The sequence below is a fragment of the Rhizobium sp. Root1203 genome (assembly GCF_001424945.1).
Lineage (GTDB): Bacteria > Pseudomonadota > Alphaproteobacteria > Rhizobiales > Rhizobiaceae > Rhizobium.
In genome coordinates this window covers 653,818-679,645 of sequence record NZ_LMCW01000001.1, presented here as the reverse complement: position 1 = coordinate 679,645, position 25,828 = coordinate 653,818, and the positions used below count along the sequence as shown (strand labels likewise).

The 25,828-nt window shown below is 64.7% G+C and carries 27 protein-coding genes and 1 pseudogene; 6 read left to right on the top strand and 22 right to left on the bottom strand.

Going from position 1 to position 25,828, the window contains the following annotated elements; translation table 11 throughout:
* Nucleotides 1-17 precede the first annotated feature (17 nt).
* The 8 genes and pseudogenes from ASC97_RS03380 to ASC97_RS03350 form a co-directional block, all read right to left on the bottom strand.
* Complete coding sequence (locus ASC97_RS03380; protein ID WP_057466908.1) at nucleotides 18-3,857, bottom strand: baseplate multidomain protein megatron; 3,840 nt, start codon at nucleotides 3,855-3,857, stop codon at nucleotides 18-20.
* On the bottom strand, nucleotides 3,858-4,292 hold the full coding sequence (locus tag ASC97_RS03375; protein WP_057466907.1) for an NlpC/P60 family protein: 435 nt from the start codon (nucleotides 4,290-4,292) through the stop codon (nucleotides 3,858-3,860).
* Nucleotides 4,289-5,179 (bottom strand): DUF2163 domain-containing protein, encoded by an 891-nt coding sequence (locus ASC97_RS03370; protein ID WP_057466906.1) that lies wholly within the window; start codon nucleotides 5,177-5,179, stop codon nucleotides 4,289-4,291. The genes ASC97_RS03375 and ASC97_RS03370 overlap by 4 nt, the downstream gene beginning before the upstream one ends.
* On the bottom strand, nucleotides 5,176-5,817 hold the full coding sequence (locus ASC97_RS03365; RefSeq protein WP_057466905.1) for a DUF2460 domain-containing protein: 642 nt from the start codon (nucleotides 5,815-5,817) through the stop codon (nucleotides 5,176-5,178). The genes ASC97_RS03370 and ASC97_RS03365 overlap by 4 nt, the downstream gene beginning before the upstream one ends.
* Before the next feature lie 7 nt (nucleotides 5,818-5,824).
* A complete protein-coding gene (locus tag ASC97_RS03360) occupies nucleotides 5,825-6,370 on the bottom strand; it encodes a phage tail tape measure protein (RefSeq protein WP_057466904.1) in 546 nt (181 codons plus the stop codon).
* Between the two features lie 14 nt (nucleotides 6,371-6,384).
* Nucleotides 6,385-6,564: pseudogene (locus tag ASC97_RS32510) on the bottom strand (rcc01693 family protein); the annotation flags it as partial.
* A 47-nt stretch (nucleotides 6,565-6,611) separates the two neighbouring features.
* A complete protein-coding gene (locus tag ASC97_RS03355) occupies nucleotides 6,612-6,968 on the bottom strand; it encodes a gene transfer agent family protein (RefSeq protein ID WP_057466903.1) in 357 nt (118 codons plus the stop codon).
* The gene (locus ASC97_RS03350) at nucleotides 6,968-7,375 is read right to left on the bottom strand and encodes a phage major tail protein, TP901-1 family (protein WP_057467006.1); all 408 of its coding nucleotides are present in this window, start codon (nucleotides 7,373-7,375) and stop codon (nucleotides 6,968-6,970) included. Before ASC97_RS03350 ends, ASC97_RS03355 begins: the two co-directional genes overlap by 1 nt.
* Before the next feature lie 140 nt (nucleotides 7,376-7,515).
* On the opposite strand from ASC97_RS03350, the gene ASC97_RS03345 reads away from it, so the two are divergent.
* Entirely contained in the window at nucleotides 7,516-8,733 is a 1,218-nt protein-coding gene (locus ASC97_RS03345) for an MFS transporter (protein ID WP_057467005.1), read from the top strand.
* On the opposite strand, the gene ASC97_RS03340 is transcribed toward ASC97_RS03345, so the two are convergent.
* From ASC97_RS03340 to ASC97_RS03305, 8 genes are all read right to left on the bottom strand, one after another.
* Nucleotides 8,705-9,112, bottom strand: coding sequence for a DUF3168 domain-containing protein (locus ASC97_RS03340; RefSeq protein WP_057466902.1), 408 nt, complete (start codon nucleotides 9,110-9,112; stop codon nucleotides 8,705-8,707). The genes ASC97_RS03345 and ASC97_RS03340 overlap by 29 nt on opposite strands.
* A 94-nt stretch (nucleotides 9,113-9,206) precedes the next feature.
* The gene (locus ASC97_RS03335; RefSeq protein WP_057466901.1) at nucleotides 9,207-9,542 is read right to left on the bottom strand and encodes a phage head closure protein; all 336 of its coding nucleotides are present in this window, start codon (nucleotides 9,540-9,542) and stop codon (nucleotides 9,207-9,209) included.
* Entirely contained in the window at nucleotides 9,542-10,111 is a 570-nt protein-coding gene (locus ASC97_RS03330) for a head-tail connector protein (protein WP_057466900.1), read from the bottom strand. Before ASC97_RS03330 ends, ASC97_RS03335 begins: the two co-directional genes overlap by 1 nt.
* A 121-nt stretch (nucleotides 10,112-10,232) precedes the next feature.
* Entirely contained in the window at nucleotides 10,233-11,489 is a 1,257-nt protein-coding gene (locus ASC97_RS03325; RefSeq protein ID WP_057466899.1) for a phage major capsid protein, read from the bottom strand.
* A gap of 9 nt (nucleotides 11,490-11,498) precedes the next feature.
* On the bottom strand, nucleotides 11,499-12,083 hold the full coding sequence (locus ASC97_RS03320) for an HK97 family phage prohead protease (RefSeq protein ID WP_057466898.1): 585 nt from the start codon (nucleotides 12,081-12,083) through the stop codon (nucleotides 11,499-11,501).
* A gap of 80 nt (nucleotides 12,084-12,163) precedes the next feature.
* Nucleotides 12,164-12,481, bottom strand: coding sequence for a DUF6107 family protein (locus ASC97_RS03315; RefSeq protein ID WP_057466897.1), 318 nt, complete (start codon nucleotides 12,479-12,481; stop codon nucleotides 12,164-12,166).
* A gap of 263 nt (nucleotides 12,482-12,744) precedes the next feature.
* On the bottom strand, nucleotides 12,745-13,902 hold the full coding sequence (locus tag ASC97_RS03310) for a phage portal protein (RefSeq protein ID WP_057466896.1): 1,158 nt from the start codon (nucleotides 13,900-13,902) through the stop codon (nucleotides 12,745-12,747).
* 192 nt (nucleotides 13,903-14,094) lie between these two features.
* Nucleotides 14,095-15,780: an arylsulfatase gene (locus ASC97_RS03305; RefSeq protein ID WP_057466895.1), complete on the bottom strand. Its 1,686-nt coding sequence runs from the start codon at nucleotides 15,778-15,780 to the stop codon at nucleotides 14,095-14,097.
* Nucleotides 15,781-16,158: 378 nt separating this feature from the next.
* Between ASC97_RS03305 and ASC97_RS03300 the strand changes: the two genes are divergently transcribed.
* Complete coding sequence (locus ASC97_RS03300) at nucleotides 16,159-17,784, top strand: arylsulfatase (RefSeq protein WP_057466894.1); 1,626 nt, start codon at nucleotides 16,159-16,161, stop codon at nucleotides 17,782-17,784.
* A gap of 146 nt (nucleotides 17,785-17,930) precedes the next feature.
* Here the strand turns inward: ASC97_RS03300 and ASC97_RS03295 are convergent, their stop codons facing one another.
* The gene (locus tag ASC97_RS03295; protein ID WP_057466893.1) at nucleotides 17,931-18,239 is read right to left on the bottom strand and encodes a Dabb family protein; all 309 of its coding nucleotides are present in this window, start codon (nucleotides 18,237-18,239) and stop codon (nucleotides 17,931-17,933) included.
* Between the two features lie 182 nt (nucleotides 18,240-18,421).
* The gene (locus ASC97_RS03290) at nucleotides 18,422-19,108 is read right to left on the bottom strand and encodes a hypothetical protein (RefSeq protein ID WP_057466892.1); all 687 of its coding nucleotides are present in this window, start codon (nucleotides 19,106-19,108) and stop codon (nucleotides 18,422-18,424) included.
* Nucleotides 19,109-19,259: 151 nt separating this feature from the next.
* Here ASC97_RS03290 and ASC97_RS35895 point away from each other — a divergent pair, with 151 nt between their 5' ends.
* Entirely contained in the window at nucleotides 19,260-19,394 is a 135-nt protein-coding gene (locus ASC97_RS35895; RefSeq protein WP_274534137.1) for a hypothetical protein, read from the top strand.
* Between the two features lie 4 nt (nucleotides 19,395-19,398).
* On the opposite strand, the gene ASC97_RS03285 is transcribed toward ASC97_RS35895, so the two are convergent.
* Together ASC97_RS03285 and ASC97_RS35020 are read right to left on the bottom strand one after the other, a co-directional pair.
* A complete protein-coding gene (locus ASC97_RS03285; RefSeq protein WP_338012512.1) occupies nucleotides 19,399-20,847 on the bottom strand; it encodes a DNA-packaging protein in 1,449 nt (482 codons plus the stop codon).
* A 64-nt stretch (nucleotides 20,848-20,911) separates the two neighbouring features.
* A complete protein-coding gene (locus ASC97_RS35020; RefSeq protein WP_244481386.1) occupies nucleotides 20,912-21,559 on the bottom strand; it encodes a hypothetical protein in 648 nt (215 codons plus the stop codon).
* Between the two features lie 307 nt (nucleotides 21,560-21,866).
* Between ASC97_RS35020 and ASC97_RS03275 the strand changes: the two genes are divergently transcribed.
* A complete protein-coding gene (locus ASC97_RS03275; RefSeq protein ID WP_057466891.1) occupies nucleotides 21,867-23,237 on the top strand; it encodes an HD-GYP domain-containing protein in 1,371 nt (456 codons plus the stop codon).
* A 48-nt stretch (nucleotides 23,238-23,285) separates the two neighbouring features.
* Entirely contained in the window at nucleotides 23,286-23,630 is a 345-nt protein-coding gene (locus ASC97_RS03270; RefSeq protein ID WP_057466890.1) for an MmcQ/YjbR family DNA-binding protein, read from the top strand.
* A gap of 6 nt (nucleotides 23,631-23,636) precedes the next feature.
* Here ASC97_RS03270 and ASC97_RS03265 read toward each other — a convergent pair whose 3' ends face one another.
* Complete coding sequence (locus tag ASC97_RS03265) at nucleotides 23,637-24,551, bottom strand: SDR family oxidoreductase (RefSeq protein WP_057466889.1); 915 nt, start codon at nucleotides 24,549-24,551, stop codon at nucleotides 23,637-23,639.
* 107 nt (nucleotides 24,552-24,658) lie between these two features.
* On the opposite strand from ASC97_RS03265, the gene ASC97_RS03260 reads away from it, so the two are divergent.
* Nucleotides 24,659-25,231: a TetR family transcriptional regulator gene (locus tag ASC97_RS03260; protein ID WP_057467003.1), complete on the top strand. Its 573-nt coding sequence runs from the start codon at nucleotides 24,659-24,661 to the stop codon at nucleotides 25,229-25,231.
* On the opposite strand, the gene ASC97_RS03255 is transcribed toward ASC97_RS03260, so the two are convergent.
* Nucleotides 25,221-25,730, bottom strand: coding sequence for a YcgN family cysteine cluster protein (locus ASC97_RS03255; protein WP_057467002.1), 510 nt, complete (start codon nucleotides 25,728-25,730; stop codon nucleotides 25,221-25,223). The two genes, ASC97_RS03260 and ASC97_RS03255, sit on opposite strands and share 11 nt — an antisense overlap.
* Between the last annotated feature and the right edge of the window lie 98 nt (nucleotides 25,731-25,828).

The window sequence follows — 25,828 nt, the reverse complement described above, 5'->3', positions numbered from 1 at the left end:
TCTCCTTTCATGAGACGTCACACTGACAATGTCGCTTTCGCCGGAATACCCAGCGGGATGCGCTCCCCTACCTGCCGGATCCGCACCGACAGGCTGACTTGCCGACCGCCGAAATCCGCTGTCTCGTCGGCCCGCGGGTAGGTCCATTCCGATCGGTCGACCTCGGCAACTCTCACGACGGTTGCGCCGTCCATGATCTCGACACGATAGCGCTCGAACGGTTCGTCGAGTGGAATGTCCGTGCCGATCCAGCTGTCTGCGTTGTCGCGCCCGCGCCTTGTCCAGGAAACGACGATATTGCCGCCGTCGTTTCGGACGCCACGCAGGTGGACGGGAGACAGCGGCGTCAGAGCGCGCAAACCGCCCTCGAAGGCGAATGGCCCCGCCTTTTCCGCGGCGCCCGCGGCCTCGGCAATCCAGTTCAGCCGAAGCCCCATCTCGTCGCCGCGAATTCCAAGCGGCTTCACCGCACCGTCGAGCAGGACCACTGCCGAGCCGGCCGGCGCGCCTGACTCCATTGCATCCTCCGTGCCGGACAGCGCGCGCAGCAGGCCGCGCAAACGCCAGCGCCCACTGTCGGTCTCCTCGGCCTGCGAGAAGGCAAGGACCTCCCACACGCCGTTCGCGGACAGCACAGCCGCCAGGTTGGCGCCGTTCAGGACCGAGACCGCAGGTTCGGACGAAAGATCGCCGTAGGGCAGATCGACAACCAGCGCCTGCGCCCAGTCGAAGCGGCCGCTGACGCCGGCCACGAGCGGCGCGGCCAGCTTGCCGATCCTTGCCGGGCGATCGAGGAGGACCCTCCCCTGATAGCCCTCCTGCGTCGGGGAGGATGACAGACCGACCGTGCGCCAGGGCTTTGCGAAAACCGCGGCGCGCGCAAATGTGGCTGCATCGCCGCCATCGAGCCGCGGCAGATCCAGCAGGTGCACGAGCGGCGCAAACAGGCTGGACGCCTCGCCACGTTCCCGCCCGTCTACAGACATCCTCGGACCGCCGCCGCTGGACGGCGCGAATTCGCGTGCCTCGATCCGGCGGGCATCGCCGTCCTCGATCCGCGATATCAGGAAACGCCCTGGCGGCCCTGCAGGCAGTGTCACGACATCACCCGGCTGGACGCGAAGCTCGCCGAAAGGCAGCGAGAAGCGAACGGAACGGCGGGCCATGCGATGGTCGCGCAACAGCGCCTCTGCCGCTGCAAGGGCCGTTTCCTCCGAGATGACCGCCGGCAGATCCTGCCTGATCACCCGGCTCGTCGTCTGCGCGGCACGGTGCGAGCGCACGCTTGCCTGCGCATAGTCGAGCTCCGGATTGTAGAAGGTCAGGACCGCCTCGGCGGCGAAATCGCTGTCGTGACCGCGTGTTTCCTGCCAGAGCGGTTCGTCCTCGCGATCGACGAGCGTTTCGAGCGGGAAAGCCGGAAGGCTCGCCCGTGCGCGCGAGCGGAACCGCAGGAGGCCGGCATGCTCGAACGCATCGATCTGGAACGCCTGCAGCAGCGGCTCTATCAGGCTGCGGGCGGAAATGAGGTCGCCTTGCACGTAGCCGGTCAGATCACCGCCGACCTCCGAGACGTCGAAATCCGCAACGCCGTGGTCGCGCAGCACCGCCGCGATCACGTCGGCAAGCGTGCCGCCGCCGAGCCTGCCGTTCAGCCAATGGCCGGTCCACCAGTTGGCGCCGTCGCTCCATACATCGGCGCGTTGCGGAAAGGCCGGATAGGGCCGCGCGTCCCACGACCAGATGAACAGATGCGCGGGATCGACCATTCCGGCCGGCACCCTATCGCCTGCCCACCAATCGTGATGCGCCTCCAGAAAGCGGCGTTGGATGCTGTCGGAGCGCATGCCCCTCGAAAAATGGGGAGCGCCGCTCTCGGCGGATTTCGGATCGGCAAAGACGTTCGGCTGGTTGGCACCCTTGTCGACGGCTGCGCATCCAAGCTCGGTGAACCAGACCGGCTTGCTTGCCGGTATCCACGCCGTCGGGACGGTGCGTTCGACGCCGCCGACACGGTCGTAGTGGGAATTTGTCCACCATCCGGCGATGTCCTTGTAGCGGAAGACCCAGTGCTTTCCCGCCTGCCCGTCGGCAATCGGGCGCCGCACGCGCGCCCGGCGCTCCGCCGCGTTCTCATAGTACCAGTCGAAGCCTTCGCCCGAGCCGATCGCCGCCGTCATCGCATCCGGATCGTCCGCCAGACGGAAGCCGTCCGGATTGGCATTGGCCAGATCGTCGTCACGCCAGTCGGAAAGCGGCATGTAGTTGTCGATGCCGATCGCATCGATGGCAGGCGAGGCCCAAAGGGGATCGAGGTTGAAATAGACGTCGCCGCTGCCGTCTGCCGGGTGGTGGCCGAAATACTCGCTCCAGTCGGCGCCGTAAGTCAGCCTTGCCGACGGGAGCAGGCCTTTCACATCCGAGGCCAGCGAGATCAGCGCATCCACGAAAGGGAACGCGCCGTTGTCGTCGCGCACCTCGGTCAATCCGCGCAGCTCCGAACCGATGACGAAGCCGTCGACCCCACCAGCCGCCAGTGCGAGCTGCGCATAGTGCAGGACGAAGCGCCTGTAGCTCTCCTCGCCGCCCTGATGGATCACCTGCTGCCCCGAGACCGCGAAGTGGCTCGGGCTCGCCACGCCTGCAAATGCCAGCAACTGGTTGCGCGCCTGTGCCGTGCGATCGACGGTTCCGGCCTGCCCCGCGGCAGGACAGCAGGTTATGCGCCCGCGCCAGGGATAGGCGGCCTGCGCCGCCTCGCCATAGGGATCCGGCAAGGAGTTGCCGGAGGGAATGTCCATCATCAGGAACGGATAAAGGTAGACCTCCAGTCCCCGCGCCTTCAGATCGGCGATCGCCGACACCACGCTGGCGTCGTCAGGCGTACCTCCATAGGCGGGCCCGCCGTTGACGCGGCTGATGACGTGGGCCTGCGCACGGTCGACGCCGGAAACGGACCAGGGCGCGCTCTCGTTGCTGCGGCCGGCCACCTCGACGCCCGGTAGGACGCGGCACGCACCGGCCCGCAGATCCGTGCCGAACCACGAAACGACCAGCGCCACCCGCTCCAGGCGGGGGCAGAGCCCTGTCAGCTCATCGAGGGACACCTGCCAGTCCGTCGATCCCTGCCGGCTGTTCCGGTTGAGGACGCGGGCACTTCCCGCACCGGAACCCTCGGAAACAGCGAGAGTGCGGTAGCCATGCTCCGTCGCTCCGGGAATGATGCAGACGGCCCTGATATTGTTCTCGAGCGCGCCGATCGGACGAACCACCTCGAATTGCAGCAGCGGGATCCGGTTTCCGTACGCATCCAGCGGCAACCGCTCGAAAACCACATAGGCGAGGCCGCGGTAGGCAGGAGCGTTGCCGGCACCCTGCTTGGCCTCGATGAGGGGATCGGGCATCTGATCGCCGCTGCCGGGATAGACACGCATCTCCATCCTCGTGAGATCGAGTTCCTTGCCATCGGCCCAGACACGGCGGACGCAGGCAATTGGCCCCTCGCACAGCCCGACTGCCAGATTGGCAAAGTAGCGGAAGGTTTCCACTCTCGTGCCACCCGAGGATTTTCCGCCTTTCCGCTCCGTTGTCACCTGCTCCTCGAAGCGTGTCGCCCAGATCATGGTGCCGCCGATACGGGCCGTTCCGTAGACCCGGATGATCGCCGCACCTTCGTCCGCACCGGGGATTCGCGCCGTCGAGAGCTGCGCCCCGCGCACGGTGGAACTGCCGCCGATCAGTGCGCGGTCGACGACGCTGCCAGCGAGGGCCCCGGCCGCCCGGCCGATGATCGCGCCGACGGGACCGAAGACGCTGCCAAGGGCGGCGCCGGCTGCCTGAAAGAGAAGGGTTGCCATCTATTTCTCCGGAAACCGGAACACGGCCGCGATCCGCCTGCGCCAGCTCGGCACCAGGGGAGAACGGATCACCGCGACCTGTTCGTAGGCGTGGATGAAGTGCCGTTCCCGGCAGAGAATACCGGCGTGCTTCGCGGCGATCTCAGGCCGCCAGCGGAAGAGAAGAACATCCCCGGCACGCGCCTGCGCCAACGGAACCGGCGGCCCGAAATGCCTGTGCGCCGCATTCAACAGCCGATCCTCGCCGCTCCGCTCGGCCCAATCCGGTGCATAGAGCGGCGGCGGTTCGGGATCGTTGCCGTAGAGATCCCGCCAGATGCCGCGGATCAGGCCGAGGCAATCGCATCCCACACCTCTCAGAGAGGCCTGATGCCTGTAGGGCGTGCCGATCCAGCTCTCGGCCAGCACCAGGACGTCGTCCGCAATGGTCGTCATTTGAACAGTGGGCTCCCGTCGTGAACGGTTTCGCCGTCCGCATAGGTGTAGGCGAAATCGGCCCCCGGCATGTGCGGGAAACCTCGGAAATTCAGATGGTTGGAAAACTTCGCTCGACAGGTGGCGAAGGACTTGTCGCATCCGCCGGTGAGCGCCACGCGATCGCCCGGCAACGGCGCCCTGTCGAGCGGCAGCCAGAGCGTGATCTCCATCATGCCGTCGACGACGGCCTGCGCTTCGATGTCGGCGCGCTGTCCCCGGTATTCGCCGTCGATGAAGGCGAGCACCCCGAAGCGGAAGAAGCCGTCGGCTACGGGGCCGACGCCGGCGAGGACAAGGCGGCTCGCGTCCGGCGCCGACACCACGATCCCCTCCGCGCGAAATTGCAGCCGCGACAGATCGATACCGCAGCGCGCGTCTCCGAGCGTTGCATCGCACCGGCGCCCATAGATGCGCCCCTGCGGTTGGTTCAACCGGCTGGCAAAGCTGCGGAGCTCCGCCCGGAAGCCACCGGCATCGCGCGTCACCTCGCCGATTTCCTGAACCTTCAGCAGCATGTACTGCTCCGGCGCGGCCCAGTTGACGAGGAATACCTCGACCCGGGCGCCGTCGTAGCGGCCGAGCGCCAGGTCTTCCTCGGCGATAGCGTCACTGGAGAAGCCCCCCGCAACCTCGCTGGTCGACGCCGGCAATCCGGCCTCCTGTTCGGATACGCTCGCGGAAAAACCGCTGGCGGCGAGAAATGCGGTGCCGTCGAATGCGAGACCGTGATCGTGCTCGGTGAACCCCAGCACGATGCCGTCGTGCCGCGTCACGCGCCAGGCGTGGCACACCGTCGTTGCATCGCCATCCAGATGCGCCTGCAGTGCTGCGGGGATCGGTCTCATGGCGCGATCTCCGTCAGCGGTATGCTGGGGATGCGCCCGGCGTTGAAAGCGGAGAGATTGACGTCGATACGGCCGGTCGCGAAGCGAACGGGCACATCGAACTCGAAGCCCGCCGTCACCGCCGCGCCCGCCGCCGGAATGACGTCTCCGGCAAAGGTCACGATACCGGTCGCGGGATCGCAGACGAAAGCCGCGAACGGCTGCGGCACTCCGGCGACCGCCACGACCACCGAGCCCGCTATCGGCTTGCCGATCCGACGCACGCTGCTTGCGGCCGCATCGCCATAGGTCTTTGCAAGCGCGAAGCTCGCCGTCGCGCCGTCGCCCGCACCGATCGGCTGATCGATTGCCGTCACGGGCTTGTCGGGCCGTCCGGATTTCCAGTCGACCGGATCGCGGAAGCGGAAGCCATAGAGCTCGCCGCCGCGCGCTTCGAAGAACTCGAGCACATCGTAGAGGTCGGCCAGCGACCGCAGGCCGGAGCCGGCATCGTAATTTCGGCGTGCATCCCGCCAGCGGCTGTTGCGGCTCTCGCGACCGTTCGAGAGGTTGACGATATCGGTGCGCCGCACCGGGCCGCCGCTCGTCGAGAGCGACAGGCGCAGCGGAAAGCGCACCTCGTGGAACCCGCCTGTCATGGAAGCCTCAAAGGTTGCGCTGGCCGCGCATTGCCGTCCGCGCCAGCATGGAGGAAATCTGCGCCTCGCTCTTCAGGAAGCTCTGGGCGTCGGCGGCCGTCACGTTGAAGACGATCTGCGACGTGCCTGCGGTCCCGGAGGCTGCAACGCCGAGCGAACCGTCCGCGCCGCGTTTCAGCGGCAGGATCGCCTCGCTGCCGGCCTCCCCCATCAGCCCGATGTCGCCCCCCATCGGAAAATAGGTCGGCCGCGAGACGACACCGCCATCGGCGAACGGCAGCAGCTTGCCGAAGCCGCCGAGCAGATTGGAGGCGGCACCTGAGATCATCGTTTCCAGCGGTTTCAGCCCGGCAGCCAGCGCGATGTCCGTCAGCCGGCTGCCGAGGCTCCGCAGCACGTCGTCGAGGCCCTTGCCACCATCGGCGGCACTGCGCAGGGCGCTCGACAGCGCCGATCCGAAGGAACGCGAGCGCGTCTCGAGGACGCCCAGCGCACGCTCCAGCGTTTCGGCCTGCCCTGTCATTGCCGGGAGGTCCGTGTCGTCGTTTTCCATTGTCTCACCTTGGTTTACGCAGCCGCCGTCGCATCCGGAAACCGGGCGAGCAGGCCATCCAGATCCGTCCGCGAGATGGCGGAGCCGCGCGGCGCAAGCCCCCCGGCTGCGGCGTGGAATTCGAAGGGCGTCATCGCCCAGAACGTGGCGGGAGGAAGCCGCAGCAGGCAGAGGCCGACATGCAGGACGCGCGTCCAGGGGAACGGCGCAGCGTCAGGTTCGACCGTGCTGTCCGCTGCGGCTACAGGGGGCGCGTCGACGTCTCCCCGCCCGGGCCTGCGAAGGTTGCCGCCAGAAGATCGCCGATAATTGCGGCGTAGACGCCAATGCCGCCTTCGACATTGGCGTCGGCGACCGCGTCATCCGAATAGAGGTTGCCGCCGCCGCGAAGTCCTGCGCCGATGATGCGGATCATGTCGGCCGCCTTCAGGCGGCCGTCGGCGAAGCGTTCCGCAAGACCCGCGAGACTATCAACGGAAAATGCCGTCTCGAGTTCGGCCAACGCGCCGAGCGTCAGGCAGAGGATCCGCGTTTCGCCATCGATCACCGCTTCGATCTCGCCGCGGCGCCGGTTCGCCCTTGCACCCGCCGGCCGCATCAAAGCGCTCCGAAGCTGATGGGGCCGGCCGATTCCAGCGCCAGTTCGAACATCACCTCGCCATTGTGCTGGCCGGAATATTCGAGCGCGGTGGCCTGAAAGGGTCCCGTGACGGTGCCGAAACCGGGGACGACGATCTGCCAGCTCAGGATCGAGGCATTGAAGAAGGCACCGCGCACCAGACCATCGGAGACGGCATCCTTGAAAATTCCGGCGCCGGACACGGAAGCGCGCTGGACGCCCGCTCCGCCCAGCAATTCGCGCCAGCGCCCGACGCTTTCCGCGTCCGTCACGTCGACAGTCTCGGCGTTGAAGGCGAGCCGCTTCGAGCGCAAGCCCGCGACCGCTTCATAGGCTGTACCGTTGAATATCCTGAGAAGCAGGTCCTTGCCCTTTTGCGCTGCCATCGCGTCGTTCCTTTCAAAGAAAAAGGCGCCCTCGAGGACGCCCGCCAATGTCATCAACTTGTCACTTTCAACCAGCCGGCCTAGCTGCTACGAGACCGCCTGTCTTCTGCTCTTCAATGCGTCAAAGCATCCCGCCGCCGATGTCTGCATCTTTCTCCCTGCGCTCGGCGCAGACGGTCGCCGTCCTTGCCGTGACGCAGCTGATCGGCTGGGGCACCAGCTTCGATATGCTGGGCGTCATGGGCCGGGTCATCGCACCCGATCTCGGCCTGCCGAACGAGGTCGTGTTCGGCGGCCTGACGATCATGATGGTCGTCAGCGCCATTGCAGGCCCGGCAACAGGCCGCTGGCTAGGGCGCTACGGCGCCGCTCGTGTGCTTGCCGCCGCGTCCATCACCTTCACGATCGGGCTGCTTCTGTTGGCCGCCGCAAACGGGATCGTGCTCTACGTGCTGGCCTGGATCGCAATCGGCGCCGGTGGTGCGTTCGGCCTGTCCGCATCCTGCTATACCGCCGTCGTCGAACGCGAGGGGGCCGGCAGCAAACGCGTGATCGCGATCCTGATGCTCTTCACCGGTCTTTCAGGCGCGATTTTCTGGCCCGCTCTCAGCCTTCTCAACGAAACCGTCGGCTGGCGGCTCACATTCCTGATCTGCGCGGCCCTGCAACTCTTCATCTGCCTGCCGTTGCACCTGTTTGCACTGCCGAAGCCGATCGCGCGCCATACTGACGGCGCTGCCGTCCAAGCCGCGCCGGTGCCGCTTTCGCCAAAAGCACAGCGCAAGGCTTTTCTGCTGATCGCAGCTGCGACCACGGTCTCGACCTTCGTCACATTCGGCTTGTCGCCCTCGCTGCTGGAGATCTTCCGCCAGTCCGGCGCCTCCCCGGCGTTGGCGCTGCAACTCGGTTCGGCGCGTGGCGTCATCGGCATCTCGGCGCGGTTCATGGACATGCTGCTCGGCAAGCGCGGCAACCCGATCCTGAGTGCCGCAATGGGCGTGAGCCTGATGGTTTCGAGCTTCCTTCTGATGCTCGCCGTGCCGGCGTCGACACCCCTGCTCATCATCTTCATTCTGCTCTACGGGTTCGGCTCCGGCGTAATGACCGTTGCCCGCGCTCTGTTACCGCTCGCCCTGTTTTCACCGCGTGAATACGGTCTGCAATCCGCCCGCCTCTCGCTGCCGCAAAATCTCGCGAACGCATTCGCCCCGGTCGTCTTCACCGCCATCCTCGACCGCGCGGGTGCAGGCATGGCGATCGCCACGTGCGCGGCGCTGGCTACGATGTCGCTGGGCTTCGTCCTGATGCTGATGACGCTGGTGCGAGGCGCTAGAGCATCGATTCCGTTACTGCCCTGAACCTGAGCGCGGCGACAAAGAGCCTCGCTTTCGCTTCCCGCCGCGTCAGCGTGGCGACATGCTGCAGGTTAACGAGGAGATGCGTTTCAAGCGGCAGGGACGCATTGGCCAGCAAAGCACGGATCGACGCAGCAATCTGCTGTGCCTGCTTGCGGCCGCTGGCTTCGGACCACACCTCAAGCGTCAGCAGATGTTCCTCTCCGGCTTCGGTCGAGGTCGAATAGTCGTTGGTCGCAAGGTCGCCGATCACGATGCAGGGAAGGTTCCCCCCCGTCATGTACCTGTCACGGATACCGTCGAGACCGATCACAACGCTGAGTTCGGTGTCCCCGATCAGGCGGGCGTGGATCGCCGAAAGCAATTCATTGGCAGCGCTCATCCGGCCCTCCCCTGTTTCTCGCTCTTTTGTGCGGCATCGCGCGCGAGCTTCGCGAGAACCTCCGCGAGATTCCGCAATGTGACCTGCAGGGCCGTCATCGGCCTTCCTCCTCGCAGAGGCAGACGAGATAGCAGCCGGTTTCGTCCGGGTCGCGCCAGGTGCCGATCGCGAAGACGCGGGCGCCCTTGGAAAACCGCATGCCGGCCTTGATGTCGCTTCGGAACCGAAGCCAGATGCGGTGCGTGAGCGTGAAAACCTCTGCGCCCGCCTGTTCTCCGCGCACCTCGCCGACAGGTTCGACCCTCGCCCAGAGTGAGCCGATCGACACGAAGGCAACAGTGGCGCCGCCCTGCCCGTCCGACGTCTCCACAGGCACTTCCAGCTCCAGTCGCGCCGTCATCTCGCCGGGATCGAGGAACACCGATCGCATCAGAGCCTCCGCATGACGAAGGGAGCGATGAGGCGAGCGTAGCCGACAGGAGTGTCGGCCGGTTGATCCTCTGCGGCAACCGCGCCGCGAAAGGCAAACATCCGGGAGACATGCATCAGCATCGCCCGCTTCAGCACATCCGGAACATCGGCACCACTTTCGCCGAAACCCGCGGTGAACTCGATCTCGATACCATTGATCGCCCGTGCCGTGTTGACGATGCGATTGAGGATCAGCCGGGCCGGATGGGAATTTCCGTCGAGGACGTGGCCCGCCAGCGGCTGCGCAACCGCTTCGCCGAATGGATCGTAAAGCGTCAGGCTTTCAATGCTTTGCACCGGTCCTCTGGCAATCGGAATCACGCCGCCCTCAGGTATTGAATCAAGATAGACGCGAAAGCCCTGGGCGATCAGGCAGAGGCCGGTGCTGCGCTCCAGGTGTTCGCGGGCGGTGCGGATCAGGGATACCAGAAGCGCGTCTTCGTTGCCGTCGTCGAGCCGCAGATGGGCTTTGACCTCGGCCAGCGTCAGCGCCTCCGCGGCGGGCGGGGTAATAGGTACGTAGGTCATATGGATTCCTGAATTTTGCGTTGGTGACGGGCCGCCGCGTGGCCCCCTCGTCCGACCCCGGGTCCCTTCTCCCCTCGGGGAGAACAGTGGGCAGCCGGACGAGGGGTGCCGCCGAGGCAAATCAGCTCTCCGCGAACTTGATGAGCTTGATCGCCTCGAAATTCTGCACGCCGCCGCCGACGCGCTTGGTCGTGTAGAACAGCACGTAGGGCTTGGCGGAATAGGGATCGCGGAGCACGCGAACACCCGTCCGGTCGACGACGAGATAGCCGGCGCGGAAATCGCCGAAGGCGATGGACATCGCATTGGCTGCGATATCGGGCATATCCTCGGCCTCCGCCACCGGGAACCCGGCCAGCGTGGCGGCCTCGCCTGCCATTGCGGGCGGCTGCCAGAGATAGCGCCCGTCGGCATCCTTCAGCTTGCGCACCTCGGCCTGCGCCTTGCGGTTCATCACGAAGTTCGCGTTCCGTCGGTGCCCCGCCTTCAGCGCATAGATCGTGTCGATCAGCGTGTCGGAAGCGCCGGTTGCCCTGAAGGCACCCGCGGCACCGGTTGCGATGTAGCCGAGACTGCCCCAGCTCCAGGCGCTCTCGGCAACGGCGGCATAGGCGAGGAAGCCCTTCGGCTTGTTGATGCCGTCGCCGCTGACAAAGGCGGTACCCTCCTGTTCGGCGAAGACGGTGTCGACCTCGCTCGAGATCCAGCCCTCGATATCGACCGCCGCGTCGTCCAGCAGCGCCTGCGTCGCCGCCGGCATCGCATAGAGTTCCATGGTCGGGAAGGACAGCTCGGCGAGCTGGGCGCTGTTGGTCTGCGGCCGCGCTGCCGTCTCCGCGACCCAACCGGATGCCATGCCTGTTGTCGCAAAGGGTTTCTTCAGGATCGAGCTGGACACCTGGCGCACCGTCGCGAGCGACCGGATCGGCGAGGCTACGGAAAGGCGGCGGCCGATTTCACTGTCGGTTTCGGAGGGTACGAGGTAGCCACCATCCGCGCCGGAGCCCGACGACATGGCCTTCGCCTCGATGTCACGCAGGCCCGTCTCGTCGCCGCGTCTGATGTACTGCTCGAAGGCCGCCTTGTGCTCGGTCGTCTCGATGCCCGCGGCACCGGACCGGCCGAGCGGCGGCCGCGCTTTCTTCAGCGCCAGCTGGTCGAGCACCTTCTTCTGCTCGTCCATCGCGCGGTTGATACGGTCCATCTTGTCGCGGGTGACGACGTCGGAGGTCAGCTTCTCCTCGATCTCGCCGAGGCGGCGGTCATTGGTTTCCTTGAAGGCCTCGAAGGCCTCCATGAACTCGTCGAAGGCGGCGGTCATCTCGGGCGCCGCCTTGATCTCCGGCGCCGTCTTCAAGGCAGTGTGCATGTCGGTCATGGGTTGGTCCTATCTGAAGGTTTCTCTCAGCATCAGCCGTGCCGCCCGGCGCATGGCGCGGACGAGCTCGGTCTCCTTGTCGCGGAACCACCGCGCATTCTTGATGTTCTGCACGCGGGCAGACGGCAGCATCGGGAAGGTCACCACCGAGATCTCCCAGAGGTCGGCCTCCAGGATGCGCCGCACGCCCGATTTCGCATCGGTCTTCGCCCTGACCGTGCGGAAGCCGATCGAAAGTCCGTCGAGGGCGCCGTTCTTCAGGAGCTGATGGACCTCGCGGGCACGGGAGACGCCATCGGCCAGGACACCCTCGACATAGAGCCCGCGGCTATCCTCGCGGATCGTTTTCCAGGCGCCGATCGGCTCGGCCGGGTCGTGCTGGAAGAGCATGCGCACGCCGCCCGCCCCGCGCTCGGCGAGCGATTTGCGAAAGGCGCCGCGCTCGATCGCGTCCTTGCCGAGATCGACCTCGCCGAAGACGCTGGCATAGCCGGAAAAGCTGCCGTCGCGCTTCAGCCCGCGAAGCTCCAGATTGACGAACTTGCGGCTGTCGACAGCCACGGGTGATCGCGCCAGCGCGCGGCTTGCGGTCATGGTCATACTCCTCGTTGTCGGAAATTCGCGGTCGGGCAATTCCGGACGCAGAACCGCTGCGCACTTTTGCCGAAGTGTCTCTAGCGGTTGCGTGCGCCGTAGCGTCCGGCGATGCGCGAGAGGATGCCAAGCCCCCACCAGGCGCAGAGGCTCGATGCCGCCGAGCCCGAGAGGATCACCTCGGACACCGAAAGCCGGTCCGCAAGCGCCAGCCGTTCGGCTATCCAGATGCCGGTCGGCGTGCCGAAGATCGTGCCGCAGGCAAGGCCGGTGAAGAACCGGCTCGCCGCCTCGCGCCGGCTCTTCGGCACGAGATAGACGAGCGACACGGCGGCACCCGCCGATGCACCCAGCACCCTGGTCGCCCAGAGCCAGGCATCGTTGGAAAAGTCGGCCATTGCTAAACACTCCGAATAGGTGGAACACGCCGGCAAAGGCGATGAACCAGGGCTTTGCGGCGCCCTGTTCGACTGTTTCCGTGAATCTTTTGAATCGCTTGGGGTGATTTGTTCGGAGATAGAATCCGAGGCTCACACCGGCTGCCCGCCTTGGCCGGATCCGGATTCCGATATCAGATGCATCTCTTTGAAAAACAATGAATTTATAGCGTCTTCCGTCGATTCCGCCGGCGGCTTTCAAGCCCCTCCAACGCAATCGGTTCTCAATACCCCACCGCCTGCCGTTTCTCCTCGTCGGTCAGGAATGGCGCATTGCCCACCCGTGTCCAGAGCTGGTCGCGCTCGGAGGCCAGCCCGGCGACCTTGTCCAGGTCAGGCTCCAGCCGCAGGCCGTCGCCGTGGCTGCGGGCCAGCCAGGTCGAGAGCGACGCGGCGGTGCGGGTCAGCATCGGCAACACGGTGAGGCGGTAGAAGGCGCGGTTGGCTTCCTGGTAGTTGGCATAGGTGTTGTCACCGGGGATGCCGAGCAGCATGGGCGGCACGCCGAAGGCGAGCGCGATGTCGCGGGCGGCGCCGTTTCGCGCCTCCACGCAGTCCATGTCCTTCGGCGAGAGCCCCATCGACTTCCAGTCGAGTCCGCCTTCAAGCAGCAGCGGCCGGCCTGCGCGCAGGGGACCGGAATAGCCATCGTCCAGCTCCTGCTTCAGCCGCTCGTACTGATCCGGCGAGAGGTTGCCGCCCTCCTTCGGCTGGTAGACGAGCGCACCGGAGGGGCGTGCGGAATTGTCGAGCAGCGCCTTGTTCCAGGTCGCGGCCGCATTCGAGAGATCGAGCGCCACCTGCGCTGCGGCGAGCGGCGGGAAGCCGAGATGATCGTCGAGCGGATGAAAGAGCTTGAGGTGCAGCAGGCCGAAGCCGCCCGTATCGAGCGGAAACCGGCGCAGCGAGCCGCCGGCGCGATAGTCGTAGGCCTCCGGCCATCCGTCGCGGCCCTCGACGACACTCACTCGGTCCGGCCTGAGCAGGTGCAGTTCGCGCAGCTGCCCGCCGACATCAAGCGGCTCGACATACGCATTGCCCGACAGCAGCAGATGGCCATAGAGCGCTTCGAAGAAATCCGGGCCGCCCATGTGCGCATTCGGCTGCCGGAGGAGTTCCAGCAGCGGGTGATCCGGCCGCTCGCGGGTGCCCTCGTAGAGCAGCATCGGCACGGAGGCCGTCGTTTCCGCAACCAGCCTGACGCAGCGGTGCGCCACCGGATTGCGCATGAAGCCTTCACGCGCAAGCGCCGCATAGGAGCGCCCCGTCCAGCTCGCCCGACCGTCCGCGGCCAGCGACACGACGCTTGCGGCCGCTTTTTTCTCGGGCACGGGATTGCGGACCGCCGGGGAGCCCCACGGCAGCAAGGATCGGAGTTTCATGATGTGATTCCCAAGGTTTCGGAGCGGCTTTCATGCCGCAGCGCCTGTCGCCATCTCAGGGGGCTCAAGAGGAGCCGGAACGAACGAGACATCATCAGCGTCCGTTCCCGGTGCGAAGGCCTTTTAAAGCGCACATTTCGAGAAAGCAGACGGGCGGCCCTCCGGCCGCCCGTTGTCTCGTCGAGGTTCTGCTCAGTTGCCCGGCTTGTTCTTGATCGCCGCGTCGATCTGTCTCTTTACGGCCTCCAGGTTGAAGGAGGCCGGGTCCTGCATCGGCGGATAGTCAATCGCCGTGAGTGCAAGTTTGCCGACTTCCTGCTGAACACTGACGAAACGCCAGAACTCACGCGCGAAGAAGTCGTTCATGTAGCCTCCCCCAAGGTCGTTGAGGCTTTGCTCGCCAATCGACGGCGTCCGCTCGAAGGGATCCTGACGGATATTGACCATGGTGGGCATGTCAGTCGTGACCTTCGCACCCGGCCAACCCTGCGGCTGCTGGAAGAACTGGTACTTGAAGTCGTCGATGCGAACCGCCCCGAGCTGCGGGCCACCGAAGTAAAAGAACTCATGGCGTGCGGACGGTGATTTGCCCATCAGCAGGTCCAGCTGATTGTAGCCGTCGAGATGGTTCTTGTAGGTCGCGTCACCGAGCTTCACGCCCTTGAGCAACTCGTCGGTAATGTCGGGATTTCCCGCCGCTGCCACCAGGGTGGGGAACCAATCCAGGGCGGAGAAGATCCCGTTTTCCACCGTTGCCGGCTTGACCTTGCCCGGCCAGCGGATGATGGCCGGTGCGCGGAACCCACCCTCCATCACGGTCCCCTTGGTCCCCTTGAACGGGGTCATGCCGCCGTCAGGCCAGGTGAACACCTCTGCGCCATTGTCGGTCGTGAAAATGACGATGGTGTTGTCGGTCTCGCCTGCATCCTCGACGCATTTCATGATAGCGCCGACGCTGTCGTCGAGCTGCGCCATGCCGGCTTCTTCAAGGCCGTAGTTGCTCTCGCTGTTCATGAGGGCCTGGTACTTGGGCGACAGAAACGTCCAGACGTGCATGCGCGTCGTGTTGTGCCAGACGAAAAACGGTTTGCCGTCTGTTTTGGCCTTGTCCATGAAGTCGCAGGACGCCTTGACCAGCACGTCGTCGAAAGTACCCATGTCGTATTTGGCCTTGGGCGTTATGTCATGCATGTTCGGCACGTTGGACATGTCGGGGTACGGGGCCAAGGGGCCTTCGTCGACAATCCTCTGCTTGCCGATCTTGCCCCAGCGCGGCTGCACGGTGGCGTCGTCGGTGGTCGTTGCGAAGCTGTGGACCAGATTGCGCGGCCCGACCTTGTCACGGTACGACTGGTCATTCGGGAACGAATACCAATAGGGATCGGACATGGCATCGAGGTGGTAGAGGTAGCCGAAGAACTCATCGAAGCCATGCAAGGTCGGCAGAAACTTGTTCAGGTCGCCGAGATGGTTCTTTCCGAACTGGCCGGTCGCATAGCCCTCGGTCTTGAGCGCGGCGGCGATCGTTGCCGCCTTGTCGGGCATGCCGACATCAGCGCCCGCCTGCCCGACCGTCGTCAAACCGGTGCGCAGCGGAATTTCACCGGTGATGAAACTCGCCCGGCCTGCGGTGCAACTTGCTTCCGCATAGTAGTCGGTGAACATCATGCCGCCGGCGGCCAGCTTGTCGAGGTTGGGCGTCTTTCCGGACATGATGCCCCGGTGATATGCGCCAATGTTGAACCAGCCGACATCGTCGCCCATGATGACGAGGATATTGGGTTTGGCAGAGGGTTGCTGTGCCACTGCCGGGCCAGCGAGCGCGGTCGTCAGCGCTGACGCCAGCAAACCAAAGCAAAGGTTTCTCATGCTGCTCATGATGCCTACTCTCCGTTTTATGGATTGCATAAGGGCATAAAGGTGCCCCTCCTCATGTCTGCGGATGTGATGGCGCGATGGTACGGGACCGTTGCATTCGAAGAATGCTACGCCCGAAAGGAGCGAGTGGCTGTTGACATAAATCCCTCCGATGGCCGGAGACTACCATGTTTTCGCAGGTGCTAATATTGCCCTTAAGGGCATATGGCAGGAACAGGAATTTACGCGGAAATTTACCGTAACGTACTTACGCCCCACTCCATCCCCGACCAGATTGCGCGGGTTGAAACCAGGGTTCAATACCTAAGGCGCCCAAGGGCTGCCGACGTGAAGGAGCGTGCAAATGTTGAACGATAGGACCACTCGGAGATCGAACGGATGAAAGACATCTTCAAGACGCTTCTCGGCGCCACAGCGGCAGTGGCCATAACCATGACTTCGGTGTCCTTGCTACCCTCGATCGCTCACGCACAGCAGGCAGCGGCGAGCCAGAATACCGCCAAGCCGAACATCCTTGTGATCTTCGGGGACGATATCGGCCAGACGAACATCAGCGCCTATTCCTTCGGTGTCGTCGGATACAAGACGCCGAACATCGACAGCATTGCCAAGGCAGGCATCATGTTCACGGATTACTACGCCGAGAACAGCTGCACGGCCGGGCGCTCCACGTTCATCACCGGGCAGACGTGCCTGCGCACCGGGCTCTGCAAGGTCGGGGCACCCGGCGCTCCGGTCGGCCTGCAGGCAGGCGACATAACGATCGCACAAGCTCTGAAGCCACTCGGCTACGCAACGGGTCAGTTCGGCAAAAACCACCTGGGCGACAGAGACGAATACCTGCCGACCAAACACGGCTTCGACGAATTCTTCGGCAACCTCTACCATCTGAACGCCGAGGAGGAGCCGGAAGCGCCCTACTGGCCGAAGGACGACCAGGAATTTCTCAAAGCGTATAATCCGCGGGGCGTTATCAAGGCTTCCGCCGACGGCAAGGTCGAAGACACCGGCGCCCTGACCAAGAAGCGCATGGAGACGATCGACGACGAGACGACCGCGGCCGCAATCGACTTCATGGGACGACAGGCCAAGCAGAACAAACCGTTCTTCACCTGGATGAACACCACCCGGATGCACTTGTTCACCCATGTTCGCGACTCCATGCGCGGCCAGAGCGGCATGCAGGGCAACAAGTATGCAGACGGCATGGTCGAGCATGACGGCGACGTCGGCAAACTGTTGAAGGCTCTCGACGACCTCGGGATCGCCGACAACACCATCGTCGTCTACACCACCGACAACGGCCCGAACCAGTTTTCCTGGCCGGACGCTGCAACGACACCGTTCCGCAGCGAGAAGGACACCAACTGGGAGGGTGCATTTCGCGTCCCGGCAATGGTGAAATGGCCCGGCCATATCCAACCGGGCCAGGTTTCCAACCAGATGATGGCGGGTCTCGACTGGTTCCCGACCCTTGTAGCGGCGGCTGGTGATCCGGACGTCAAAGGTCGCCTGCTCAACGGCTGGAAGCCCGAAGGAAGCACCACCTCGTTCAAGAACCATCTCGACGGCTATAACCAGCTCGATTACCTCACGGGCAAGTCGGACAAGAGCGCACGGCGCGACTTCTACTACTTCGACGACGACGGCGCGCTCGTCGCAACCCGCTACGACGACTGGAAGGTCGTCTTCAAGGAGCAGCCCGCTCCGGGCGGTTTCGCAGTGTGGCAGACTCCGCTGACGACATGGCGTCTTCCAAAGTTGTTCAATCTGCGGATGGACCCCTACGAACGCGCGGACATCGTATCCGACCAGTACAACGACTGGCTGGTCCGCAACGACTACCTGCTCGTCAAGGGCCAATTGAACGCAGCCGCCTTCCTCGAGACGTTTGTGACGTATCCGCCAAGCCAGCGCGGAGCGAGCTTCAACATCGAGGGTGTGCGTGCTCAGGTGGACAAAGCGATCGACCAGTCCTTCAAGGACCGTGGAATCGAGAAATGACAGACAAAGGGAGACGCGCACTCATTGCGCGTCTTCCACCTTATTTCGCCTGCGCGGTTCGCAGCGTGTGCTGCGGCGATCCGTTGCAGCGCCGCACCAAACGCCCGTGTGACATTCATCGGCAAACGCCACGCTTGCGCCGTCGGCTATCGCAGCGGCCGGTTCACCGCCGTGTCGCTCTCGTAATCCGCCGCCATTCGCATGTCGCGGATCGGGCGCACGAGGTCGATCGAGCGCTGGTAGTCGGGGTGGGCCTTGTAGGCGGCGAGCGCCGCCTCGTCATCGAATTCGCCGTAGACCACGAGGTCGACTTCGGTGCCCAGCTGGTCGGTCTTCACGTTGGTGCCGATCTCCAGCAGGCGGGCATGCGGGATGGCCGTCAGGATCGACAGGCCGGCCCTCACCTGTTCCAGGTTTTCCGCAGGCGCAGTGAAGAAGACGATGTGGCGGATCACGCGAAAAGCTCCTGTCTGGGTCTGGGGTGTTTCCGCTTCTCTTCTAACCGCGAAAACGCTTCCAGCTCTTGATTTACGCAATTCCGGACGCAAAACCGCTGCGCACTTTTGCTGGAATTGCTCTGTCTTTTGTCACTGTGCAATTCCGGACGCAAAACCGCTGCGCACTTTTGCTGGAATTGCTAGCCGAAGACCCGCGCGATACCACGCGCAAGCCAGGCCTTCAACCGCAAGAACGGTCCCGGCGTCTCCTCGTGGCGGATTGCCGCAAGGAAGGTCTTGCCGTAGCCGGCGAGCTTCTCGGCGCGGTCGGTGCCGTTGACGATGCGGCGCGCGTTCACCCAGTCGTCCGTCGTGTCGTTCAAGTGATCGGCGAGCTTGTGGTTGGCAAAACTGCCCTGCACCATGCCTTCGATCAGGATCGATACCGCCGCATCCATTTCCATCGCCCGGTCGGGTTCGGCCACGAGGTCGATGCCCGTCAGCACGCTCATCGCCTCGTAGTTCCGCTTGTGCGTGAGCTGCACCAGCCCGCGCCCGAGCCAGCACTTGCCGTCCGCGTCCGGCCGCCAGTAAGGCGTCTTCACCCAGGTGAGCTTGCCGCTGGCATAGGCATTCTCGAGGATTTCAACGGCACGGGCATCGGTTGCCGCCAGCGTCTCGCGCACCGGCTGCATCGTGAAGGCAGTTTCGTGAAAGGCGGTAGCGAGGATGTAGGCGAGCCAGCGCGGATCGGCATCCGGCATCCGCGCCTCCCAGAAATCGAGAATTGCCGTCATGCCTTCGACCTGCGGCTGATCGAGCCTGCCCTTGAAGAGGGCATCCCGCGCCGTCGCGAAGAAAAACGAGCGGTCTATGTGGATAACCATGGTGTTCGCCTCGGAAACTGAAACGGCATTATCAGTCTTAATCGATTAAAATAAATTCAATCGTTTAAAGTGTTTAAACCCCTGATTTACAGATTATTTGGGCCATGCCAGTGATTAATCCACCGTTAAAACCTGGCCGCCGGAGGAGAGAATGCAGCAGCCTGCCAACAGCAACCAGACGACGATTCCCCAACATGTGATCGACCAGCTCGAGAACGAGTGGCGCCAGGTGCGCCCCGAGCACCAACAGCCACGTCCGACGCCGCAGCAGCCCCCGCAGCGCTGAGCGTTCACACGCCCCTGACCCGCGGCTCTCCGTTTCCTTCCAGCATCAGCGCCGTCAGCGCCCAGACCAGCGCATCCAGCCGGTCGGGCGAACGGCCGGCGGAGAGACCGTCGGGACCGAAGTCGCACATCTGGTCCTCAAGTGCCGGAAACCGGCCGGCGTGGGCAACCCGCCCCTGTTCGTAGAGCGCCGCCACCGGCTCCGCCCGCAGATATTTACCGCGCGTCGCCCGCACGGTCGAGACCGGCAGGCTCTCGTCGATGCTTTTCAGCATCGCCGTGACCATGTCGCCACCCTGATTGATCTCCGCAACGATGCGGTCGGCGGAGAAGCGCCGGTAGGCCCTGGCCACCGCGCTCGCCCAGCCGGCAGGGCTTGCGCCCTCGATCGAACAATCCGCCAGCACGACAGCACGGCCCGATGCCTCCAGACCGGCCACGACGATGCCGCAGCAGGAATGTGCGCCGGCTGCCGCCGGCGGATCGACGGCAACGACGATGCGCCTGATATCGCCGGCGAAGCGGATCGCCGCCGTCTCGATCATCGCGCGCCGCCAAAGCGCGTCCTCGCGATCCTCGATCAGCTCGCCGTCCAGCTCCTGCCGGCCCAATCGCGAGCCGCCGTAGCGGGCGTCGAGCGCGTCTATGAAGCCGGGCGCGAGGTTGCCGGCATTGTCGCGGGTACTGATCCGCGTCAGCCGCGTGCCCGGATCGCCGATCAGCGCCTTCAACAGCGGAATCGGCCTTGGCGTGGTGGTGACGAGCTGGCGCGGCTCGGTGCCGAGCCGCAAGCCAAACTGCAGCATGTCCCAGGTCTCCTGCCCATGCTTCCACTTGGCGAGCTCGTCACACCAGGCAAGGTGAAACTGCGGCCCGCGCAGGCTTTCCGGATCTTCAGACGAGAAGATCTGCGCCATCGCACCATTCGGCCAGACGAGCCTGCGGCGCGAAATCTCGAATTCCGGACGCCGGCGGCGGGCAATGCGGCAGATGCCCGAAATGCCGTCGATCATCACCTCACGCGCATCGCCGAGCGTTTCGGCAATCAGCGCTATGCGCAGATCGGACGTGCGCCCGGCGCTGGCGATCGCATGAACCCATTCGGCGCCGGCGCGCGTCTTGCCCGAGCCGCGCCCGCCAAGGATCAGCCATGTGCGCCAATCGCCCGGCGGCGGCATCTGCTCGGGGCGCCCCTGGAAGTCCCAGAGGTGTTCGAGACGCTTCCAGAGTTTCAGTTTGTCGGCAAGAGCCTCCGGCGAAAGATTGGTCTCTCCAGCCGTGCCGGCGTCGGTCGGCTGAACCGAGCCGGGAGCAGCGGTCGGCGCATCCGGCCGAGGCAGCCGCGGCGGCAACAGCAGCGGTTGCGCCATGTCCTCCGCCAGGCCCGCTCCCTGCCCCAATGCCGCCTGCACGGCGCTGTGCGTCTCCAACCGTTGAGCTGAGATAGTCTTCATCTCCCGCGCATGCTCGGCTGCGGCTTTCTTGAGCCGGCGCGCCCTGGAACGTTGCGGCGGCGGCTTATCGCGGTTCTGTCGCGCCGGCGGTTTCGGCTTCCCGGTGTTCGCTTTCGATGGGGGCTTCGCCAGCAAAGGCGACTTCCCCTTCAACCGGGTCTTTCCACACGACGGGGGCGTCGCGGGGACCGGGAGGGCCGGTGGCTTTCCATGCCGCAAGCAGCTCGTTTGCGCGCTGCGCTGCCAGCTCCTCGATGCGCTCAAGAAATCCTTTCTTCGCATTTTCCAGCCCCACAGCGACATCGTTCTCGTCGGCGGCCAGCTCCCGGTCACGGGCGACCTGCCGCTGCAGCTGGTCGATCTTCTCCAGCGTGCGCACGATCAGCGACATCGCATCGGTCGCAGCCTTGAGGTCGGCGCGGGCAAGCTTCGCCGCGGTCTCGTCGCTGCTCCCCGCAGCCGCGCTCTCCGCCGCCTTGCGCAATGTGCGAAAGGCCGCGAACTGGTCGCGCATCTCCGCCGTCATCTCGTTCAGGAGTACCCTGAGCTCTTCGGCCGGCGGGGCATCGCCCGATTTTGTCTCAAGAAAATATTCCTCGACCGCCGCACGCGCCTCGGCCTCGCTCCACGCAGGCCGAACCATGTCGCGATAGTCGCGCCTCTGCGGCCAGAAGCCGTAAAGCTCCGGCGCGAACATCTCCGTATCGATCATCGGGAACCCCGTGCGCACCAGGCAATCGCACCCGTCGCCAGACACAAAAAAGCCGGGTCGAACGCGCCCGGCAGCAATTCGCAAAAGTCCGCTGGACATCTCGTCCGCCCGCAACTTTCCGACTATGCCATAACCCTACCAAACCACCGTCACGCCGTCAAGGATTATTTTCCTATGTCTTCCAGTATTGCACGCCATCCGATATCTACCCAATTGAAATATAACAGACATCTCCAGTTCACCCAACGATTTCAATCATTCCTCAAGGTTCCTCCGGTATGACCGATCGCAGCAAAGGGCGGTCGACATGCAAACTATCCAGATACGGCTTGCGGAAATCATCGAGGCGCTGAGCAAGGCGCTCGACCTGACCGAGGGGCAGCCGCCGGGTCATTGCATCCGCGCCTGCTTCATCGGCACGCATATCGGCCGCGAGATCGGCATGCCTGACGGTGAGCTGCAGGAGCTCTACTATACGCTGCTGCTCAAGGATCTCGGCTGCAGCAGCAATGCCGCCCGGATCTGCGAGCTCTATCTGGCGGACGACCTTTCCTTCAAGCGCGATTTCAAGCTGGTCGACGGCAGCCTCGGCCAGGTCCTGCGCTTCGTGCTTGGCCACACCGGTGTGCAGGCCGGGCTTGCCGAGCGTTTCCGCAGCATTCTCAACATCGTGCAGAACGGCGGCGAGATCGTCACCGGCCTGATCCGCACCCGCTGCCAGCGCGGCGCCGAAATCGCCCGGCAAATGCGCTTTTCCGAGAGCGTGGCGGACGGCGTGCTGAACCTCGACGAACACTGGAACGGCGGCGGCAAGCCGCTTGGCATCGCCGGCGACAGCGTCCCGCTGTTCTCGCGGATCGCGCTTCTGTCGCAGGTGGCCGATATCTTCCAGATGAGCAACGGCCCCGATGCGGCGATCGCCGAGGTCGCCAAGCGCGCCGGCAGCTGGTTCGACCCGGCGCTGGCGGCCGCCTTCGCGCGCGTTGCCGCCCGCCCCGGATTCTGGGCGGCGCTTCGGTCCGATGACCTCGAGGCCATCGTACTCGAGAGCGAACCCGGCAGGCAGGCGATCATGGCAACCGAAGACTATCTCGACGATATCGCCGCCGCCTTCGCCCGGGTGATCGACGCCAAGAGTCCCTACACCTCCGGTCATAGCGACCGCGTGGCGCTGTTCACCGATCTGATCGCCGAAGAGATGGGGATCGACGAAGGCGGACGACGGTTCCTGCGCCGCGCGGCCCTCCTCCACGATATCGGCAAGCTCGGCGTCAGCAACAGCGTGCTCGACAAGCCGGGCAAGCTTGACGACGAAGAATGGATGGCGATGAAGCGCCATGCCGAATTCTCCGAGATGATCCTGTCGCATATCGGCGCGTTCTCCGATGTCGCGAAGATCGGCGGCGCGCACCACGAACGGCTGGACGGCAAGGGCTATCCGCGCGGGCTTACAGCGGAGGAGATTCCGATGGAAGTGCGCATCGTTTCCACGGCCGACGTCTTCGACGCACTGACCGCCGACCGGCCGTATCGCGCTGCGATGCCGATCTCCAGGGCGTTCGCCATCCTCCGGGAGGGTGCCGGCCAATCGCATGACCCGATCTGCATCGAAGCGCTGGAGCGGGCACTGCGCAAGACCCCGCTCGAGGTCACCGTCGCCGCACGGGCGGCTGCTTGAGTTTTTCTGATTGGCCGCGAACCGTCGGCCTGTGGTAAAACTGCGGGCATGACCCGGGAAGAGCTCGTATCCTTTGCGCTCAGCCTGCCGGAGGCGGTCGAGAGCGCGCACCACGGCACGCGTGATTTCCGCGTGCGCAGCAAGATTTTCCTGACCATGCCCGAACAGGATTACTGCGTCGTGCGCCTGACGCCCGATCAGCAGCACATGACGCTCGCGATTGCGCCTGCCGAAACCGAGGCGGTGCCAGGCGGCTGGGGTCTTCGCGGTTCGACACGGCTTTTCTACCAGCTTGCCGGCGATGTGCTGGTGCAGGATCTGGTGCGCAAATCGTGGCAGAACGCCGCGCCGAAAACCCTGCAAAGGCAGTGGGTTGTGATTCCTTCCGGATAAAGCGATTCAGCGATAACCCGTGGCGTCGGCCGGGCTTCCCCTTTCCATCACCTCGTCCATGTAGCGCCAGCAATCCGGCCTGGAGCCATCCGTATCATCGAAGCCGTAGACCTTCGCCAGGCCGCCGCTCGACAGAGACTGGCCGTTCCAGCGGGCGCGCTGGGGATCGGCTGCCAGCGCCGCCACCGCCCTGCCGGTGAAGCGCGGGGTTTCGGAGATGACGAAATGCGGCTGCACTGTCGTCGCGTCGCGCCAGTTGTCCTCCCGGACGCCGTAGATATCGAGCATCATCTCCGAGCGCATCCAGCCGGGTGTCAGCGAAACGGCCGTGGCGCCGTGCGGTGCGAGGTCCCTGGCATGCGCCCATGCCATACGGATCACGCCTGTCTTGACGAGGTCGTAGTAGGGGCAGAGCCGGTAGTGCGTCTCGTTGTATTCGGCGGTTCCGTCGGTCATCTCGACCATCAGCCCGCCAGGCCGCTCGATCATCAGCGCCAGGGCGTAGTGGGCGGTGATCAGGTGCGTGTCGATCGCCAGGCGGAGCATGTGCAGGCCCTTGTCGAGCGAATGCTCCCAGACAGGCTTGTTCCACTCCGTCAGATGCTCGCCGCCCCATATGTCGTTGACGAGGATATCGAGCCTGCCCTCTTCGCGGCGGATGCGGGCAACGAGCGCCTCGACCTCCTGCGGCACGAGGTGATCGACCCGCACGGCGATGCCGGAGCCACCTGCCGCGGTCACCATCTCGGCCGTCTCCTCGATCGTTTCCGGCCGGGCGTATTCGGATTGCCGTGACCGCGTCGTTCGGCCGGTCACGTAGACCGTGGCCCCGGCCGCACCGAGTTCGACGGCAATGCCGCGGCCCGCGCCGCGGGTGGCTCCGGCCACAAGGGCTATCTTTCCCGACAAGTCTGCCGTCATGCCGCTCTCCTCCACGCTGGAACCGGCGGGATCTCAGTCCGTCGATTTCCCGGATTGAATATAAACGAATGTTTGTTCATAATCGAGATGAACGCAAGAGGAATTTCATGCCGCGCAACCGCACGCTATCCGACGAACAGCTTCTGGACATGGTGCTGGCGCTGGTCCACGCCGAGGGACCCGATGCCGCGACCTTCGGCGCGGTCGCCAAGGCGAGCGGTCTTTCAGGCTCGACGCTCGTCCAGCGCTTCGGCACGAAGGCTGCGATGCTGCGTGCGTCGCTGCTGCGCGCCTGGGACCGCCTGGACGCGGAAACGGCGCGGCTGGCGCAGTCCGTTCCCAGGACACCGGCGGGCGCGATCGCGCTGCTCGCCGGGCTTTCGAAGGACTATGGCGACGACGCTGTGTCCTATGCGGACGGATTGCTGCTGCTGCGGGAGGACCTGCGCGACCCGGCGCTGCGCGCCCGCGGCTCGGCCTGGGGCACCACGCTCGCCGATGCGCTCGACCGATGCCTTCCGGTGGAAGGCACGGCCAAGCCGCTCGGCCGGCTGATGCTGTCGCAGTGGCAGGGGTGCCTGCTCTGGTGGGGCTTCCAGCCGGAAGGCGCCATCGAAGACTATGTGCGCAGGGAGTTGCGGCACTTCCTCGATATCGCGGGCCGCGGGCTCACACCTTAGCCGCTTCGCCCTCGTCCTCTTCGTTCCCTTCGCCCTCGTCGGCCTGGTCCCCCACCGTCAGCGGCCAGTCGACGACGTAGTCCTCGAAGTCTTCGACATCGACCTCGGTCTCGCTGACCGTTCGTCCCCGCGCCGAAATGCCGGCGGCATGCACGGTTTCCGGGTCGCCCGACACCAGCGGATGCCACCAGTAGAGATCACGCCCCTCGTTGATCAGCCGGTAGCCGCAGGTCGGCGGCAGCCAGGGGATTTCATCGACGTTCTTCTTGGTGAGCTGGACGCAATCGGGCACGAAATCCCAGCGGTTCTCGTAGCTCGAACAGCGACAGCTGTCGCTGTCGAGAAGCTTGCAGCGGATCGAGGTGAAGAAGATATCGCCGCTATCCCAGTCCTCGAGCTTGTTGAGACAACAGAGCCCGCAGCCGTCGCAGATGCTTTCCCATTCGACGTTGGTCATCTCGGCCAGCGTCTTTTGCTTCCAGAAGGGTGCTTCTTCCATCATTCCATTCTTGCAACAGCCCGCAAAATCGCGTGAGGGCTTTCCATTTCTCTTGTTCTTGCCAGGCAAATCAACCAATGATTCACCGTGCTCCGGTT

Bases quoted from the DNA above. Each gene is read 5' to 3' on its own strand.
- ASC97_RS03380 (WP_057466908.1), bottom strand. From the start codon at position 3,857: ATGGCAACCCTTCTCTTTCAGGCAGCCGGCGCCGCCCTTGGCAGCGTC.
- ASC97_RS03375 (WP_057466907.1), bottom strand. From the start codon at position 4,292: ATGACGACCATTGCGGACGACGTCCTGGTGCTGGCCGAGAGCTGGATC.
- ASC97_RS03370 (WP_057466906.1), bottom strand. From the start codon at position 5,179: ATGAGACCGATCCCCGCAGCACTGCAGGCGCATCTGGATGGCGATGCA.
- ASC97_RS03365 (WP_057466905.1), bottom strand. From the start codon at position 5,817: ATGACAGGCGGGTTCCACGAGGTGCGCTTTCCGCTGCGCCTGTCGCTC.
- ASC97_RS03360 (WP_057466904.1), bottom strand. From the start codon at position 6,370: ATGGAAAACGACGACACGGACCTCCCGGCAATGACAGGGCAGGCCGAA.
- ASC97_RS03355 (WP_057466903.1), bottom strand. From the start codon at position 6,968: ATGCGGCCGGCGGGTGCAAGGGCGAACCGGCGCCGCGGCGAGATCGAA.
- ASC97_RS03350 (WP_057467006.1), bottom strand. From the start codon at position 7,375: ATGGCAGCGCAAAAGGGCAAGGACCTGCTTCTCAGGATATTCAACGGT.
- ASC97_RS03345 (WP_057467005.1), top strand. From the start codon at position 7,516: ATGTCTGCATCTTTCTCCCTGCGCTCGGCGCAGACGGTCGCCGTCCTT.
- ASC97_RS03340 (WP_057466902.1), bottom strand. From the start codon at position 9,112: ATGAGCGCTGCCAATGAATTGCTTTCGGCGATCCACGCCCGCCTGATC.
- ASC97_RS03335 (WP_057466901.1), bottom strand. From the start codon at position 9,542: ATGCGATCGGTGTTCCTCGATCCCGGCGAGATGACGGCGCGACTGGAG.
- ASC97_RS03330 (WP_057466900.1), bottom strand. From the start codon at position 10,111: ATGACCTACGTACCTATTACCCCGCCCGCCGCGGAGGCGCTGACGCTG.
- ASC97_RS03325 (WP_057466899.1), bottom strand. From the start codon at position 11,489: ATGACCGACATGCACACTGCCTTGAAGACGGCGCCGGAGATCAAGGCG.
- ASC97_RS03320 (WP_057466898.1), bottom strand. From the start codon at position 12,083: ATGACCGCAAGCCGCGCGCTGGCGCGATCACCCGTGGCTGTCGACAGC.
- ASC97_RS03315 (WP_057466897.1), bottom strand. From the start codon at position 12,481: ATGGCCGACTTTTCCAACGATGCCTGGCTCTGGGCGACCAGGGTGCTG.
- ASC97_RS03310 (WP_057466896.1), bottom strand. From the start codon at position 13,902: ATGAAACTCCGATCCTTGCTGCCGTGGGGCTCCCCGGCGGTCCGCAAT.
- ASC97_RS03305 (WP_057466895.1), bottom strand. From the start codon at position 15,780: ATGAGCAGCATGAGAAACCTTTGCTTTGGTTTGCTGGCGTCAGCGCTG.
- ASC97_RS03300 (WP_057466894.1), top strand. From the start codon at position 16,159: ATGAAAGACATCTTCAAGACGCTTCTCGGCGCCACAGCGGCAGTGGCC.
- ASC97_RS03290 (WP_057466892.1), bottom strand. From the start codon at position 19,108: ATGGTTATCCACATAGACCGCTCGTTTTTCTTCGCGACGGCGCGGGAT.
- ASC97_RS35895 (WP_274534137.1), top strand. From the start codon at position 19,260: ATGCAGCAGCCTGCCAACAGCAACCAGACGACGATTCCCCAACATGTG.
- ASC97_RS03285 (WP_338012512.1), bottom strand. From the start codon at position 20,847: ATGAAGACTATCTCAGCTCAACGGTTGGAGACGCACAGCGCCGTGCAG.
- ASC97_RS35020 (WP_244481386.1), bottom strand. From the start codon at position 21,559: ATGATCGATACGGAGATGTTCGCGCCGGAGCTTTACGGCTTCTGGCCG.
- ASC97_RS03275 (WP_057466891.1), top strand. From the start codon at position 21,867: ATGCAAACTATCCAGATACGGCTTGCGGAAATCATCGAGGCGCTGAGC.
- ASC97_RS03270 (WP_057466890.1), top strand. From the start codon at position 23,286: ATGACCCGGGAAGAGCTCGTATCCTTTGCGCTCAGCCTGCCGGAGGCG.
- ASC97_RS03265 (WP_057466889.1), bottom strand. From the start codon at position 24,551: ATGACGGCAGACTTGTCGGGAAAGATAGCCCTTGTGGCCGGAGCCACC.
- ASC97_RS03260 (WP_057467003.1), top strand. From the start codon at position 24,659: ATGCCGCGCAACCGCACGCTATCCGACGAACAGCTTCTGGACATGGTG.
- ASC97_RS03255 (WP_057467002.1), bottom strand. From the start codon at position 25,730: ATGGAAGAAGCACCCTTCTGGAAGCAAAAGACGCTGGCCGAGATGACC.